The organism is Ruegeria sp. G10 (assembly GCF_056533645.1).
In genome coordinates this window covers 57,840-73,830 of the sequence record NZ_JBQFOQ010000008.1, presented here as the reverse complement: position 1 = coordinate 73,830, position 15,991 = coordinate 57,840, and the positions used below count along the sequence as shown (strand labels likewise).

Annotated in this window: 14 protein-coding genes and 3 tRNA genes; 8 read left to right on the top strand and 9 right to left on the bottom strand. The window is 58.1% G+C overall.

Annotated features, from left to right (window positions below; translation table 11 throughout):
- Positions 1–8: 8 nt before the first annotated feature.
- Positions 9–911, bottom strand: a complete 903-nt coding sequence (locus ACR0KM_RS14295) for a LysR family transcriptional regulator (protein WP_480859471.1) — start codon at positions 909–911, stop codon at positions 9–11.
- A 104-nt stretch (positions 912–1,015) separates the two neighbouring features.
- On the opposite strand from ACR0KM_RS14295, the gene ACR0KM_RS14290 reads away from it, so the two are divergent.
- Both ACR0KM_RS14290 and ACR0KM_RS14285 read left to right on the top strand, forming a co-directional pair.
- The gene (locus ACR0KM_RS14290; RefSeq protein WP_480859474.1) at positions 1,016–2,515 is read left to right on the top strand and encodes a CoA-acylating methylmalonate-semialdehyde dehydrogenase; all 1,500 of its coding nucleotides are present in this window, start codon (positions 1,016–1,018) and stop codon (positions 2,513–2,515) included.
- A 200-nt stretch (positions 2,516–2,715) separates the two neighbouring features.
- Positions 2,716–3,300, top strand: coding sequence for a L,D-transpeptidase (locus ACR0KM_RS14285; protein ID WP_480822415.1), 585 nt, complete (start codon positions 2,716–2,718; stop codon positions 3,298–3,300).
- 81 nt (positions 3,301–3,381) lie between these two features.
- Here ACR0KM_RS14285 and ACR0KM_RS14280 read toward each other — a convergent pair whose 3' ends face one another.
- Positions 3,382–3,858, bottom strand: coding sequence for a fasciclin domain-containing protein (locus ACR0KM_RS14280; protein ID WP_480822034.1), 477 nt, complete (start codon positions 3,856–3,858; stop codon positions 3,382–3,384).
- 71 nt (positions 3,859–3,929) lie between these two features.
- The gene (locus ACR0KM_RS14275; protein WP_480859476.1) at positions 3,930–4,781 is read right to left on the bottom strand and encodes a class I SAM-dependent methyltransferase; all 852 of its coding nucleotides are present in this window, start codon (positions 4,779–4,781) and stop codon (positions 3,930–3,932) included.
- Between the two features lie 134 nt (positions 4,782–4,915).
- Here ACR0KM_RS14275 and ACR0KM_RS14270 point away from each other — a divergent pair, with 134 nt between their 5' ends.
- Positions 4,916–6,031 (top strand): carboxylate-amine ligase, encoded by a 1,116-nt coding sequence (locus ACR0KM_RS14270; RefSeq protein WP_480859478.1) that lies wholly within the window; start codon positions 4,916–4,918, stop codon positions 6,029–6,031.
- Between the two features lie 2 nt (positions 6,032–6,033).
- On the opposite strand, the gene ACR0KM_RS14265 is transcribed toward ACR0KM_RS14270, so the two are convergent.
- Positions 6,034–6,891 carry a hypothetical protein gene (locus ACR0KM_RS14265; protein WP_480859480.1) on the bottom strand — a complete coding sequence of 286 codons (858 nt, stop codon included), beginning with the start codon at positions 6,889–6,891 and terminating at the stop codon, positions 6,034–6,036.
- A gap of 158 nt (positions 6,892–7,049) precedes the next feature.
- On the opposite strand from ACR0KM_RS14265, the gene ACR0KM_RS14260 reads away from it, so the two are divergent.
- The 4 genes from ACR0KM_RS14260 (at position 7,050) to ACR0KM_RS14245 (ending at position 10,620) form a co-directional block, all read left to right on the top strand.
- A complete protein-coding gene (locus tag ACR0KM_RS14260) occupies positions 7,050–8,192 on the top strand; it encodes an acyl-CoA dehydrogenase family protein (protein WP_480859482.1) in 1,143 nt (380 codons plus the stop codon).
- Between the two features lie 7 nt (positions 8,193–8,199).
- Positions 8,200–9,240, top strand: coding sequence for an enoyl-CoA hydratase/isomerase family protein (locus ACR0KM_RS14255; protein WP_480859484.1), 1,041 nt, complete (start codon positions 8,200–8,202; stop codon positions 9,238–9,240).
- A 3-nt stretch (positions 9,241–9,243) separates the two neighbouring features.
- Positions 9,244–10,116: a 3-hydroxyisobutyrate dehydrogenase gene (gene mmsB / locus ACR0KM_RS14250; protein WP_480859486.1), complete on the top strand. Its 873-nt coding sequence runs from the start codon at positions 9,244–9,246 to the stop codon at positions 10,114–10,116.
- A 108-nt stretch (positions 10,117–10,224) separates the two neighbouring features.
- On the top strand, positions 10,225–10,620 hold the full coding sequence (locus tag ACR0KM_RS14245; protein ID WP_480859487.1) for a hypothetical protein: 396 nt from the start codon (positions 10,225–10,227) through the stop codon (positions 10,618–10,620).
- A gap of 6 nt (positions 10,621–10,626) precedes the next feature.
- Here the strand turns inward: ACR0KM_RS14245 and uvrA are convergent, their stop codons facing one another.
- From uvrA to ACR0KM_RS14225, 4 genes are all read right to left on the bottom strand, one after another.
- Positions 10,627–13,485 (bottom strand): excinuclease ABC subunit UvrA, encoded by a 2,859-nt coding sequence (uvrA, locus tag ACR0KM_RS14240; protein ID WP_480859490.1) that lies wholly within the window; start codon positions 13,483–13,485, stop codon positions 10,627–10,629.
- 106 nt (positions 13,486–13,591) lie between these two features.
- A complete protein-coding gene (locus ACR0KM_RS14235) occupies positions 13,592–14,158 on the bottom strand; it encodes a methyltransferase domain-containing protein (protein ID WP_480859492.1) in 567 nt (188 codons plus the stop codon).
- Positions 14,159–14,238: 80 nt separating this feature from the next.
- Positions 14,239–14,315: transfer RNA gene (locus ACR0KM_RS14230), tRNA-Asp, on the bottom strand.
- 45 nt (positions 14,316–14,360) lie between these two features.
- A tRNA-Asp gene (locus tag ACR0KM_RS14225) sits at positions 14,361–14,437 on the bottom strand.
- A gap of 170 nt (positions 14,438–14,607) precedes the next feature.
- On the opposite strand from ACR0KM_RS14225, the gene ACR0KM_RS14220 reads away from it, so the two are divergent.
- Positions 14,608–14,682 (top strand) — tRNA-Val (locus ACR0KM_RS14220).
- A gap of 166 nt (positions 14,683–14,848) precedes the next feature.
- On the opposite strand, the gene ACR0KM_RS14215 is transcribed toward ACR0KM_RS14220, so the two are convergent.
- A complete protein-coding gene (locus tag ACR0KM_RS14215; protein WP_480859535.1) occupies positions 14,849–15,895 on the bottom strand; it encodes an acyltransferase family protein in 1,047 nt (348 codons plus the stop codon).
- Positions 15,896–15,991: the final 96 nt, after the last annotated feature.

Sequence of the window (15,991 nt, the reverse complement as noted above, 5' to 3'; positions counted from 1 at the left end):
TGAATGTGTCAAGGTGAAGCTTCGCGCTCAAGCCGCGCCACTTCGTCCCGCATGCCGCGCGTCAATGCCTCGGCAAAGCGGTTCAACCGCTCGTTGCGCTGATCCCCCTGATGCCGCACCAGATAGAACCCCCGCGTCAGACTGACCTGATCCGTCACGATTTTCCGCAAGCCGGGGTGAAACGGCAGCGTAAAATCATGCGCCACGCAAACGCCCGATCCCAACGAGACCTGACGCAGCTGCACCGACACGGAGTTTGATGCAAGCGCGACACGGTCAACCCCGATATCGTTGAGGTAATCCAGCTCTCGGTCAAAGATCATGTCGGGGATATAGCCGATCATGCGATGAGCGTTCAGATCACCGATGGTCCGGATCGGGTCGTGATCGTTAAGGTATTTCTGACTGGCCACAAGATGCAGGCGATAATCGGTGATTTTCTGAACCAGCAACTGCCCCGCTGTCGGCGCGCTGACGGTAATCGCCATATCCGCCTCGCGCCGAGACAGGTTGATGATGCGCGGCAAGGCCAGAATCTGGATATCAAGATCGGGGTTGGCATCGCTGATCCGCGCGCAAACCTGCGGCAGCAGATAGTTGGCACAGCCATCCGGCGCACCGATCCTGATCTGACCACTCAGCGATTTGGCCGAGCCCGACATGACCCCTGCTGCAGCGCGCATGGCCTCTTCGGCCTGCAGCCCGTGCTCCATCAAACGTTGGCCTGCTGTGGTCAGCACATATCCCTGCTGCGATTTCGTGAACAGAACAGCATCCAGCGCAGCCTCAAGCCGCGCGATCCGACGCCCGACCGTGGCCGGGTCAATCATCAACACCCGACCCGCCGCCGACAGGCTTTCCTCGCGCGCGACAGCAAGGAAGACGCGCAGATCATCCCAGTTTGGTGTCATCCCTCAACCTTTGCATTTTTGCAAAACTGATTTGAAACATTGCCTCTGTTCAGGGGATTTTCGCAAGCCTATTCTGCGTCCAACGTAATTCGGAGGAGTTTGCCATGAACGACCTGACCCATTTCATCAACGGTGAGAACGTCGCCGGCACATCGGGCCGTTTCGACGATGTGTTCAACCCCGCCACCGGCGAGGCACAGTATAGATGCCCTATGGCCAGCGCGGCCGAGACAACCGCTGCCATCGAAGACGCCGCTTCAGCTCAGGTCGCGTGGGGTGCCACAAACCCGCAGAAGCGTGCGCGGGTGATGATGGCGATGGTCGGCCTGATGAACCGCGACATGGACAAGCTGGCCGAAGCGCTCAGCCGTGAACACGGCAAGACCTTGCCGGACGCCAAGGGCGATCTGCAGCGCGGGCTTGAGGTGATCGAATATTGCATCGGTGCACCCCAGATGCTGAAGGGTGAGTTCACCGACAGCGCAGGCCCCGGCATCGATATGTATTCGATGCGTCAGCCGCTGGGCGTTGTTGCCTCGATCATGCCGTTTAACTTCCCGGCCATGATGCCGCTTTGGCATGTTGGCCCGGCGCTGGCCTGCGGCAACGCGGTGGTGCTGAAACCGTCCGAGCGTGACCCCTCGGTGCCGCTGATGCTGGCCGAGTTGTTCATTGAGGCTGGTCTGCCCAAGGGTGTCTTTCAGGTCGTCAACGGCGACAAAGAGGCCGTGGATACTCTGCTGGACAGCGAGATCATTCAGGGCGTCAGCTTCGTCGGCTCGACCCCGATTGCGCAGTACATCTATGCCCGCGCAACCGCGAACGGCAAACGCGCCCAGTGCTTTGGCGGTGCCAAGAACCACATGATCGTCATGCCCGACGCCGACATGGATCAGGCCGCAGACGCGCTGGTCGGGGCCGGTTTCGGCGCGGCGGGCGAACGCTGCATGGCGATCTCGGTCGCCGTCCCTGTGGGCGAAGAAACTGCCGATGCACTGATCGAAAAGCTGATCCCGCGTGTCGAAAAGCTGAAGGTTGGCCCTTACACCGCTGGCGATGACGTCGATATGGGCCCGGTCGTGACCGGAGCTGCCAAGGAACGCATTCTCGGCCTGATCAACTCGGGCGTGGAACAGGGCGCGAAGCTGGTTGTCGACAACCGTGACTTCAGCCTGCAGGGCTATGAAGACGGCTTTTTCGTCGGCCCGCATCTGTTCGACCATGTCACCCCGGATATGGATATCTACAAGCAGGAAATCTTTGGCCCGGTTCTGTCCACCGTTCGCGCTGGATCGTATGAAGAGGCGCTGAAGCTGGCGATGGACCATGAGTACGGCAACGGCACCGCGATTTTCACTCGTGACGGCGACACCGCGCGTGACTTTGCCAGCCGGGTGAACATCGGCATGGTCGGCATCAATGTGCCAATCCCGGTGCCGCTGGCCTATCACACCTTTGGCGGCTGGAAGAAATCCATGTTCGGCGACCTGAACCAGCACGGCCCGGATAGCTTCAAGTTCTATACGCGGACCAAAACCGTGACGTCGCGCTGGCCTTCGGGCATCAAAGAAGGTGGCGAGTTCAACTTCAAAGCGATGGACTGACCGGCCTTCTCCGACCGACTCTAAACCCGGCCCAACACGGCCGGGTTTTTACTGTCTGGGGCAGAATGACCACCAAGGCGCACCTCACAAGAAATTCAGAACAGCCCCTCTGGAAAAATCGGACAATCACCAATATTTTACCGCCAACTTGAATGACCGAGCAGTTGATAGTTCCGGAGGCAGACTTGTCCCAAAGCCGTATGACCCGCCGCTACGCCCTGATGGGGGCCGCATCCCTGATCGCGACGCCTGCTTTGGTGCGCGCGCAGAGCCTTGATGCGTTCCCGCAAGACGAAGACGCGATCAGCACACAGCTGCCGGTGCGCCGCAATGTGTCATCCTTCTCTCAGCAGAACTGGCAGGACCACTTTGATGAACTGGGCGTCGGCGCCCTGCTCGCCGATATCACCAGCCGCGCGGTGCACTACTGGGGTCCGGATGGAACCTATCGGCTTTATCCCAGCTCGGTCCCGATGAGCGAAGAACTAACCAAACGCGGCTATACCAAGGTGGTGCGCAAGGCGGAAAACCCAAGCTGGACACCGACGGCATCGATGCGCGAACGTGACCCCTCGCTTCCGGTCCGCATGGAAGGCGGCGAGCCCGGCAATCCGCTGGGAACCCGAGCGATGTATCTGGGCTGGCCCGCATATCTGGTACACGGCACACATGATACGCGTAAGATCGGACGGCAGAGCTCGTCGGGCTGCATCGGGCTCTACAACCAGCATGTCGAAGAGCTTTACCCGCTGGTACAGGTCGGCACGCAGGTGCGTTTGGTTTAAGCCCAACGGACAATCCCCACGAAAAAGCCCCGGCCAAATCGGACCGGGGCTTTGGCGTTCAGGGGGGTACTTGAGGGGGGATTATTCGGGCAGGATAACGGTATCGACCACGTGGATCACGCCGTTGCTTGCCTCAATATCGGCCTGCACCACTTTGGCATCATTGACCTTTACGCCGTTCCTGGCATTCACGCTCAGGCGATCTCCTTGAACGGTCAGAACTTTTGCACGCTTGCCCGCGATATCACCGGACATGACCTTGGCAGGGACCACGTGGTACGTCAGGATCGAGACAAGCTGGTCTTTGTTCTCAGGCAACAGCAGCGTTTCTACGGTGCCTTCCGGCAGCGCCGCAAATGCCTCATCGGTCGGGGCAAACACAGTGAACGGGCCGTCGCCCTTCAGCGTATCGACAAGACCTGCAGCTTGCACAGCAGCAACCAACGTATTGAACGAACCCGCAGATACGGCCGTGTCTACGATATCGGCGGCTTGTGCCTTGACGGGCAGTGCAAGGGCAAGTGCGGCGGCAGCGCCCATGAATGTGCGGCGGAACATGGCTGTTAACTCCTCTCCAGCTTGTTATGGAGAGGGTTACGGGACAATCTGTCGCCCGGATCACAATTGTTTCAATTTTCTTTGATCTGGACCCAAATGCTCTGCGCGCGACCATCTTTTAGAAAGGGCAGCGCCTCGACTGCGTCCGGGCGATCCTGCTGCAGGTAGTATCCGGGCCAAAGCATTGAATACGCACCGGATTGCAGCACTGCGTGAAGCATGTACTGCTCGCCCCAGCCCGGGCAGTCATAGAAGAAACGCTTGGGATATTCGTAGGGCAGAAAAACATCGTGGACATGGATCACAACGCCCGGTTTCAGCGTTGGGATGATGCGGCAGAACAGATGCGCCACATCGTTGCTCATCCGCACGACATGGCTCGAGTCGATGAACAAAACGTCGCCGGACTCGAGCTGATCGAACAGGGCCGGATCGACCTCTTCCAGACGTTTCTGTTCGAAATGATCGACCACATGGGCAATATCGGCGCGCGGATAGGGATCGATTGCTGTGATTTCGGTTTGCAGTCCGCCGTCAATGATGGCCTGTCGCGTCACACGGGTCGAGTTTCCGCAACCGACCTCGATCACGCGCCTGGGCTGGTACCTGCGGATCATCAGATACAGCGCTTCGGCGTCCGGGCTGTCATAATATCCATTGCCTGAACGATATCCGGTCTGGTTGCGGTCAGGGTCCTTTAGCGCCTTCAGCGCAGACTGGTGCTGAACGTAATCGGCGACCAAGGGTGCGATATCGAACCCCTCCATCCCGGGCGACAACGCATAAGCCGGACGGGTCAGGCCCCCTGCCCGCTCGAACGCCTCAAGCCGTGCGCGTTCATCGTTTTCAATAACCTTGTCGACCAGCTTGACCCCCAACTCATCAAGGGCCGCATTGATCTGGGGGAATTTCCTGGGTTTCACGAAGCGCTCCACATTCGGTTCTGGGTGTTCCATACCTCTGCCTGCGGGGCATCCGCAAGAACCCGCCACGTCAAACCCTTGGCAAAATGGAAAATTCCGTATTCACTGAAGTGAATTGAAGCACGAGGATTATCATGCAGCAGGAATTCACCATCGGGATCGAAGAGGAATATCTGCTGGTTGACCGCGACAGCCTGCAACTGGCGCATGCCCCCGAAGCACTGATCGAGGCCTGTCAGGCCGATTTCGAAGGTCAGGTCAGCCCCGAATTTCTGCAATGTCAGATCGAGGTCGGTACCCGCCCGCACGCGACCGTCAAATCCGCCCGAGAGGATCTCAAGCGCCTGCGTTCTTGCGTGTCAAAACGCGCCGCCGAATACAATCTGACCCCCATCGCGGTCTCGTGCCATCCCTTCGCGAACTGGAAGGATCAGCACCACACCCGCAAAGAACGTTACGACGCCCTGCAACACGCGCTTGGGGGCGTTGCGCGGCGGATGCTGATCTGCGGGATGCATGTGCATGTGGGCATCGAGGATCAGGCCCTACGCGCCGACCTGATGCCGCAACTGTCCTATTTCCTGCCCCACCTGCTGGCTCTGTCGACATCGTCGCCTTACTGGAACGGTGAAGATACGGGCCTGTCTTCGTACCGCCTGACCGTGTTCGACAACCTGCCACGCACGGGCCTGCCACCGGTCTTTGGCAGCTGGGGCGAATATGAGCGCACCACCGGAGTTCTGGTCGAGTTGGGCGTGATCGAAGACACCTCGAAAATCTGGTGGGACCTGCGCCCGTCGCATCGCTTTCCGACGCTCGAGACGCGTATAATGGACGTGCAACCGCGATTGGAACACACGCTTGCGCTGGCCGCGCTGGTTCAGGCACTGACCCGCATGTTGTGCCGCCTGAAGGCGCGCAATCTGCGCTGGCGCCACTATGACAAGTTCCTGATCGGAGAGAACCGATGGCGCGCGCAGCGCTATGGCGTTGGCGAAGGTCTGATCGATTTCGGCGACCGCTCGATCACACCGATGGCGGAACTGATCGGCGAGCTTATGGGGATGCTGGCCGAAGACGCCGAAGCCCTTGGCACCATGACAGAACTCGCAAGCCTGCGGCAGATCGCTGAAACCGGAACCTCAGCCACGCGTCAGCGCCGCATCCATGCCGAAGCGACCGCACGCGGCGACGATGCCGGTCAAGCGGTTGTGCGCCACCTGATAGAAGAGTTCCATGCCGATTTGTAACCTCAGGCCACACGCAATATGTTGCGCGCCATGCGCGAAACGGGTTCGTAAAAATCGGGATCCTTCCAATAACCGTTGTGTGACAACGGGTTCCAAGATGTGAAGACATTGCCGGAATTGATTGAAACATCACGAATATCTTGCGACGCGACCAACTGGTCATAGCGCGGCCCGCAGTCACGCAGCGGATAGCCCAGCACGTCATGCTTGTCATAGAAATTGTACCACCATGTCTTAAAGCGCATGGCTGGCGGCACAGCCGCTCTTGGTGCGTCGATCGGGTAAATCTCGTCCTCCGGGTAGGCAAAAAGGAAGATGGGGATATTGCAGCCAAAGGTCATGATACCGGCGACCGTCTGCATGTTGCGAACGGGCGAGTTAAATTGGGTCTGCCCGGTTTTTCGCAAATGGCTCTGGTGATCATAGATGTAGTTGGACATGATGTGCCCCCCTAAGGAATGGGCAAGCAGCAGGACGGGCGCCTCGTTGCCGACATCCCGCCGGACATCCTCCATCACGCGATCCACTTCGGCATGGATATCCTCGTAGATCTCATCATTTCCGTCCGCCGTCTTTCGGTAAGATGCGGCATCCGACAGATTGTGCACCACAAAGCTGCGCACATCATCATAGCCGGTCCGGCGCTTGATCTTGCGCAGGTAGTCGTTCTGCCGGTCCTGCAAAACATGCGCCCAGACGATCTCACGCCAAGCCACGTCTTTGAATTGCGCTCCAAGTTCGCGCGAGACACGCCGGTGCAAATCGCGCGAAAATGTCACCTCGGACGATGGTTTCTTTTGGCCAGTAAACTGACTGCCCATCCCGTGAATGACGACCACGGCCATCTTGTAGCTCGGCATAATACCCTCCGAAAAATTGGTTAATTGAATGATGCCAGTATAGCCTAGTTGTCCACCCGGCCCAAATATGGCTGGATCGTTGCCCCGATTGAAAAATTTCTGTAAGGATTGAAGAATAAAACGCTCGTTCAATTCTGCAGAATACAGGGACCACAGCTATGGATTTCGCGCTGACCGAAGAACAGACAGCCATTTTCGACATGGCTTATGCCTTTGGCCAAGACCATATCGCCCCCTTCGCCCGCCAGTGGGAGGCGGAAGGCACCATCCCCAAAGAGCTGTGGCCCAAGATCGGAGAGTTGGGCTTTGGCGCATTATATGTCTCGGAAGACGGCGGCGGCTCGGGTCTGAGCCGGCTGGACGCCACGTTGGTGTTCGAGGCCCTGTCGATGGCCTGCCCGTCGGTCGCGGCGTTTCTGTCGATCCACAATATGTGCGCCAAGATGCTGGACAGCTTTGCCAGCGAAGCGCTGAAATCCCGCATCATGCCGGATATTCTCAGCCTCGAAACAGTGCTGAGTTACTGCCTGACCGAGCCCGGTTCTGGCTCGGACGCCGCTGCCCTGAAAACCCGCGCCGAGCGGACGAACGAAGGATACACCCTGAACGGCTCCAAGGCCTTTATCTCGGGCGGGGGGTATTCAGATGCCTATGTCTGCATGGTCCGCACAGGCGCAGACGGCCCCAAGGGCATTTCAACGGTCTATGTCGAGGACGGCACACCCGGCCTCAGCTTTGGGGCATTGGAGCAAAAGATGGGCTGGAAAAGCCAGCCCACCGCGCAGGTTCAGTTTGACGACTGCAAAATCCCAGCTGGAAATCTGGTCGGCACCGAAGGCGACGGTTTTAAATATGCAATGATGGGGCTGGATGGCGGGCGCTTGAATATCGCGTCCTGCTCGCTGGGCGCTGCGCAGAACGGGCTGGACATGACGCTGCAGTATATGTCCGAACGCAAGGCGTTTGGCCAATCCATAGATCAGTTTCAGGCGCTGCAATTCCGGCTTGCGGATATGGAGATCGAATTGCAGGCTGCACGCACGTTCTTGCGACAGGCGGCGTGGAAACTGGATCAAGGCGCACCGGATGCCAGCAAATTCTGCGCGATGGCCAAGAAGTTCGTGACCGAAACCGGCTCGAAGGTGGTCGACCAGTGCCTGCAACTGCATGGCGGCTATGGCTATCTGGCCGATTATGGCATCGAAAAGCTTGTGCGCGATCTGCGCGTGCATCAGATTCTCGAGGGTACCAACGAGATCATGCGCGTCATCGTCGCGCGCCAGATGCTTGCAAACCGCTGAGGACGACATGGCCGACATCGAAATCCGCACAGCCGGGCGCGCCGGGCGCATCACGCTGACACGTGCCAAAGCGTTGAACGCGCTCAGCTATGAGATGTGCATGGCGATCGACACCGCGCTGCGCAACTGGCGTGAAGATGATGCGGTTGACCTGATCATACTGGATGCCGAGGGTGACAAAGCCTTCTGCGCCGGGGGTGACATCGCTAAACTTTATGCGACCGGCACCAAGGGTGATTACAATTATGGTCGCACATTCTGGCGCGACGAATACCGCCTGAACGCGCTTATTTTCGAATACCCCAAGCCCGTGATCAGCTTTCTGCAGGGTTTCACCATGGGGGGTGGTGTTGGGATCGGCTGTCACGGCAGTCATCGGGTCGTTGGCGAAAGCTCGAAGATATCGATGCCGGAATGCTCCATCGGCCTCGTACCGGATGTAGGCGGATCGCTGATGCTGGCGCTGGCACCCGGTCGGCTGGGGGAATATCTGGGCACAACAGGCCACCGCATGGGCCCTGCGGACGCCATCTATGCAGGTTTTGCCGATCATTTCGTACCGCAAGCGCGCTGGCCGGAACTGATTGAACTGCTCGAGGCGTCGGGCCGCGCAGAGGTCGTCGACGATCATGCCGAGGCTCTGTCCGAAAGCGATCTGGCTGATATCCAGGCCGAGATAGATGCGCTCTTTGACGGAGAGAGCCTGACCGACATCCTGAACAACCTGCGCAGCCAGGACCAAGAATTTTCGACGAAAATTCTGGGCGGGTTGCAACGCAATTCCCCGATTTCAATGGCCTGCACAGTTGAGATGCTGCACCGGTTACGCGGCGCAACCCTGACGCTGCGCAAGGCGTTGGATATGGAGTATCGATTCACCTATCGCGCGATGGAACACGGGGATTTTCTGGAAGGTATCCGTGCCCAGATCATCGACAAGGATCGCACCCCCAACTGGCAATTTGCCGATATGAACGTACCCACTGTGGCAGTCTCGAAGATGCTGCAGCCGCTGGGGGCAAACGCGCTGAGTTTCGCAGAGGAGTAAGGGATGAAAATCGCATTCATTGGGCTGGGTAACATGGGCGCGCCCATGGCGGCCAATCTGGCCGCCGCCGGGCATGACGTGGTCGGTTTCGATCAGGCGGATGTCTCGGTCGACGGCGTCACGATGGCCGCATCGGGCCCCGAGGCTGCCTCGGCCGTCGAGGTAGTCATTACGATGCTGCCCAATGGGCAAATCCTGCGTAGCGTCGCGGACCAGATCATCCCGGCGATGAAAACTGGGGCGGTGTTGATCGATTGTTCTACCGTGGATGTGGACAGCGCACGCACTGTCGCGAAGCAGGCCGCGGACGCAGGTCTGCTGGCGGTTGATGCCCCGGTCTCTGGCGGCATCGGCGGGGCTGCTGCCGGAACGCTGACCTTCATGGCCGGAGGGTCGGACGACGCGTTCGCGCTTGCTGCGCCTTTGTTTGACATCATGGGCCAGAAGGCGGTGCATTGCGGCGAAGCAGGTGCCGGTCAGGCGGCGAAGATCTGTAACAACATGATCCTCGGCGTCACCATGATCGCCACCTGCGAGGCCTTCGCGCTGGCCGACAAGCTCGGTCTGGACCGTCAAAAGATGTTCGATGTCGTGAGCACGTCATCGGGTTACAGCTGGACGATGAACGCCTATTGCCCCGCCCCCGGCGTAGGCCCGCAGAGCCCGGCAGATAACGGATACCAACCCGGTTTTGCCGCAGAACTGATGCTGAAGGATCTGCGCCTCAGCCAGCAGGCCGCCGACAGTGCCGATGCGGATACGCCGATGGGACAGGTCGCCGCAATGTTATACGAGCAGTTTGTGGAACATGAGGACGGTCTGGGTCGCGATTTCAGCGCGATGCTGCCCCGGTTCGAGAAACGCAGCCGGTCATAGCCTGCTTGTGGCAGAAAACCGCACAAGCTTGGAAAGCGTAAGGCGCGTCCCTAGATGATTGGGTAAAGTGCAGTCAATGCCGAAACACCCACGCCGGAGCGCGCCTCTATGAAGACCCTGACCAGCCTCTCAATAATCACCCTGCTTGCGCTGAGCCCAGCCATCGCCCTGGCGGGAAATGGCAATGGGAAAGGTAAGAACAAATCCAAGCTGCAGGTCGAACGTGTAACGCCGCATTCGGGTGGTGTCTACGCGAACAGGGCCGGACATTGCCCACCGGGTCTGGCCAAAAAAGCGGTGCCCTGCGTGCCACCCGGACAGGCCAACAAGCTCTATCGGACCGGTGACCGGCTTGATGACTATATCTGGATCAACGACCCCTACCGCTATGGGCTGCGCCGTGGTGGCAATTATGTGCGCGCCGGGGACTATGTTTATACAATCGATCCCGAAACGCACAAAGTGCTGAACCTCATTGGGGCGGTGGCCGATATCCTTTATTGATGGCCGCTATTCGGCGGCCACGCGCTCGGGGTTCAGCATCGGCTTAAGGTAGCGCCCGGTATGGCTGCGTTCGCAGTCCGCAACGTCTTCCGGCGTTCCCTCGGCGACGATCTGTCCACCTCCGTCACCGCCCTCGGGGCCGATATCGATGATCCAGTCGGCGGTTTTCACGACGTCCAGATTGTGTTCGATCACCACGACAGTGTTGCCCTGATTCACCAGTTCATGCAGCACTTCCAACAGCTTACGCACATCTTCGAAATGCAGCCCCGTTGTCGGCTCATCCAGAATATAGAGCGTTCTTCCGGTCGAACGTTTGGACAGCTCTTTCGACAGTTTCACCCGCTGCGCCTCACCGCCTGACAGCGTGGTCGCCTGCTGGCCGACCTTGATATAGCCCAGCCCGACGCGGGCCAGCGCATCCATCTTGTCTCGGATCGAGGGGACGGCCTTAAAGAACTCCTGCGCATCTTCCACAGTCATATCAAGCACATCCGCGATGGACTTGCCCTTGAACTTGATCTCCAACGTCTCGCGATTGTACCGCGCGCCCTTGCAGGTCTCGCAGGTGACATAGACATCGGGCAGGAAGTGCATCTCGATCTTGATGACACCGTCGCCCTGACAGGCCTCACACCGCCCACCCTTGACGTTAAAGCTGAACCGCCCGGGCTTGTATCCGCGCGCCTTGGCCTCGGGCAACCCGGCAAACCAGTCGCGGATCGGGGTGAACGCCCCGGTGTAAGTCGCTGGATTCGAACGCGGAGTCCGTCCGATCGGGCGCTGATCAATGTCGATCACCTTGTCCAGATGCTCCAGCCCCTTGATCGTCTCACACGGAGCCGGCGTTTGCCGCGCACCGTTCAACCGCATCGAGGCGGTCTTGAACAGCGTCTCGATCGTCAGAGTGGATTTTCCGCCGCCCGAAACACCTGTGACGCAGACGAATTTGCCCAGCGGAAAGGCTGCCGTGACCGTCTTGAGGTTGTTTCCCGTCGCCTTGACCACGGTCACCTTGTGCTTTTTGCCCTTGCGCCGTTCGGACGGGACCGCAATTTCGCGCGTGCCCGACAGATACTGACCGGTGATTGAGGCCGCGTCCCCCGCGACCTGATCCGGCGTTCCGTGGCTAACCACCTGCCCCCCATGCACCCCAGCGCCCGGGCCGATATCGAAGACATAATCCGCCTCGCGAATGGCTTCTTCGTCATGTTCGACAACGATGACCGTATTGCCCTGATCGCGCAGGTTCTTGAGCGTGCCCAGCAGCCGGTCATTATCACGCTGGTGCAGCCCGATTGACGGCTCGTCCAACACGTACAAAACCCCGGTCAGGCCCGATCCGATCTGGCTGGCCAGCCGAATACGCTGGCTTTCTCCACCCGACAAGGTCCCACTTGAGCGTGATAGCGTAAGGTATTCCAAACCCACGTTATTCAGAAAACCAAGCCGCTCACGGATCTCTTTGAGGATGGCCCGTGCGATCTCATTCTTCTGTACGCTCAGATGGTTTGGCGCGCCCTCGATCCAGGCCAGAGCCTCGCGGATCGACATCTCAACAACCTGCCCAACATGCAGCCCGGCGATCTTCACAGCCAGAGCTTCGGCCCGCAGGCGATACCCGTCGCAAGTGCCACAGGGGCGGTTGTTCTGATACCGCTCGAACTCTTCCCGAATCCAGGCACTGTCGGTTTCGCGATAGCGACGCTCCATATTCGGGATCACGCCCTCGAAACTGCGGGTGACCTGATAGACGCGGCCCCCCTCGTCATAGCGGAACTGGATTTCCTCATCGTCCGAGCCGCGCAGGAAAACCTGTTGCACCTTCTTGGGCAGGTCCTTCCATGGCGTGTTCTTGTCGAATTCGTAGTGCCGCGCGATCGCCTCGATAGTCTGCAGGAAATACGGAGATTTTCCTTTGCGCCACGGCGCCAACGCGCCGTCGTACAGTTTTAGAGTCTGGTCGGGCACGACCAGCCGCTCGTCAAAGAACAGCTCAACCCCCAGACCGTCGCAATCCGGGCATGCCCCAAAGGGCGCGTTGAACGAGAACAGGCGCGGCTCGATTTCAGGGATGGTGAAACCACTGACCGGACAGGCAAAATTCTCGCTGAACGTGATCCGCTCGGGGTCGCCTTCCTTCGGCGCGGTTTCAAGAATCGCGATCCCGTCGGCCAAATCCAGTGCGGTACGCAGACTGTCGGCCAGCCGCGTCTCCATCCCTTCGCGGACGACCAGACGGTCGACGACCACGTCAATGTCGTGCCGGAATTTTTTGTCCAGCGTCGGCGGCTCGTCCAGTTCGTAGAATGCGCCATCTACCTTGACGCGCTGAAAGCCCTGCTTGCGCAACTCCAGAAACTCTTTCTTATATTCACCCTTCCGGTCGCGCACGATGGGGGCCAGCAGGTAACCCCGCGTCCCCTCCTCCATGGTCATGATCCGGTCGACCATGTCTTGCACCTGCTGCGCCTCGATCGGAAGGCCGGTGGCGGGGCTGTAGGGCGTTCCGGCGCGCGCGAAGAGCAAGCGCAAATAGTCGTAAATTTCTGTCACGGTCCCCACGGTCGAGCGCGGGTTTTTCGAGGTTGTCTTCTGCTCAATCGAGATCGCGGGGCTTAGCCCGCTGATGTGATCGACGTCGGGTTTTTCCATCATATCAAGGAATTGCCGCGCGTAGGCTGACAGGCTTTCGACATAGCGGCGCTGGCCCTCGGCATAGATCGTGTCAAATGCCAGCGAGGACTTGCCCGAACCCGACAGCCCGGTGATCACCACCAGCTGATCCCGCGGGATATCCACATCAATGCCCTTGAGGTTATGCTCGCGCGCGCCGCGCACCTCGATATTCTTCAGCTCAGCCATTTCGGCCCCCAACAACCAACGACCTAGAAATAGGCGAGCAAGCCCGAGTCTCCAACCAAAAAGTTAGAACAAAGTGTGAACAAGCGGATTTTCGGTTCATCCCGGCTTAACTGTCGGATTTGCGCGCCAACGCCCAGGCACAAATCGGAAAGGCGGGATCGTTTTCCAGGTCATCCGTCGCCGGATCATAGACCGGAGGCCAGTCGGGCTCGAGGTTCCGCAGCGCCGCCTGCCGATTTCCCCACTGCTCGGCCCGGATATGTGCCGGGTCGAAACCACACTCGGTCAACAGATTGCGCAACCCGCGTTCGGACCAGCGCGTGCAATCATACGGCGCGGCGTGAAACGGTATGAAGAACGGTACCGCCAGCCAGAAATAACCGCCGGGGCGCAGCATCTCCTGGACGTTCAATGTGGCCTCGAAGGGGCGGTCCAGATGCTCCCAGACCTGATTGGCCAGAACCAGATCGAACTGGCGAACCTGCCCCTGATTATCCAGCAAGGGCCCAGCGCAGATGTCGTGCTGATTGTGCCAGGCCTGCGTGTAGCTGCGGAACCCAAACTGGCTGCCCCACGACCCCGAAATCTCGATCGCATCCAGCTTTGGCGGGTTCAGATCGCGTATCCACTGACGGCTGCGCCGCGCCATGATCACTCGGTTCAAACTGGTCACTGCGGCCCTCGGCTGGATTCGCGGCACTACAACATGACACGGCCTGAATGTCAGGGCTGATTTTTGTAAGAGAGGGGAAATGGCGCGGTTGACGGGGCTCGAACCCGCGACCCCCGGCGTGACAGGCCGGTACTCTAACCAACTGAGCTACAACCGCGCATCTATTTTCGTGGCCTTTGACCTGGACCAAGGAGTGCAGCGATGGCGCGGTTGACGGGGCTCGAACCCGCGACCCCCGGCGTGACAGGCCGGTACTCTAACCAACTGAGCTACAACCGCCCACTGCCCGTTCATTGCTGAACGTTGGGGTGTATTATGGCCCCGGTCGGGCAGCGTCAAGCGGGGTTTTCAAGTTTTTTGCGCAAGACCGATATTTTCCTGAACGCCCCTTAGCGAACCAGCAAATGGCCTTGCGTAACACCCAATCTCACTGTAAGAGCCGACCCCACGGGTGATTAGCTCAGTGGTAGAGCGCTTCGTTCACATCGAAGATGTCAGGAGTTCAAATCTCTTATCACCCACCACGCATTTTCTGACAAAACAAATCGCTACCAGGCACTTTAAAGCCTCTTCGTGGTCTTGAAAGCGACGAACCTGATCGAAAGCGTTTTGAGGCGATTTGTAGAAAGACCTTATCTTCTACCCAGAGACTGCTCACTTTGACTTAGCCTAAAGCGCTGGATGTGGGTGTTAGGAAGATTTTCGTGTCCGCAAATCTCCGCTCAACATATAAGTGCTCACACGCCGAGATAAATCCAGAAGTGGTTTTTCGCACAGATGGTGGAAAGCTATCGCCGCTATCATCGACGCCGTGAGCATTGCGACCACGGCGTAGACCGGGCTCGGCAGGACATCAATTCCAATAAAGTGAACAAACAACTCGGCAACCACCAGATGCACCAGATACAGCGAATAAGACACTCCGCCCAAGTAAAACAACGACTGGGTTTTTGGCATGCGCCCTGCCATTTCAATCACCAGCAAAGAAGCAACTAGAATAGCTGCTGGGATCCCTGTCGTTATGAACCGACTACTACTGTAAGGATGGATCTCAGGGCCGGAGACAAGAAGCACGGCACCGACCAATGCTCCAACGATTGCAAGCGGGACGGAAAACCGAAACCCAAGTATTGCTTCGCGCTTGTTTAGGTAGAAATAGGCAATTAGCATGCCATAGATGAATTCTATGGCAGTTCGGTTTTGCATCATGTAGAGCATTCCGCCGTCCGCCTGAATGATCCAGAGCAACACAGCCGAGCCTACTATTGCCGAGGACGCCAGTAGCAGACGATAACGTCGAGAAATCAGTATCGACAAAGCAATCAGGACATAAAAGAACATCTCGTAGTTGAGCGTCCAGCCAATCGGATAAATAGGTTGCCTGAACACTCCGTTGGGTTCTGTGTCAAAAACAAACAGAAACGAGTGTATAACATCATTTAGATTAAGTGGCCGATCATCTACGTTCGTCCAGCCCAAATACACCTCGTCGAATATGATGAATGCGAGTAGGACATAGTAGGGTAAAGCTACCCGGATAAATCTTTTAGTGATAAAAGCTTGCGGTGTATCGCGTGACTTTTCCGTGACCAAGTAAATCACAAAACCGCTAATCACAAAGAACAGATCAACACCCGCTTCGCCGCGGTTGAACAACAGTGAAGCTTCCCCAGCGCAATGTGTGACGGCGACGATGAAAGCAGCGAAGAAGCGGAGATATTGAATAGAGAATACCATAAACAAAGAAACCACACAAAATAACCATAACAAGTTAAGAACAAAACTGCCGCTCAGGCAAAAAAAATCTGGCCGGTTCCAAGGTGGGTAAGAAGC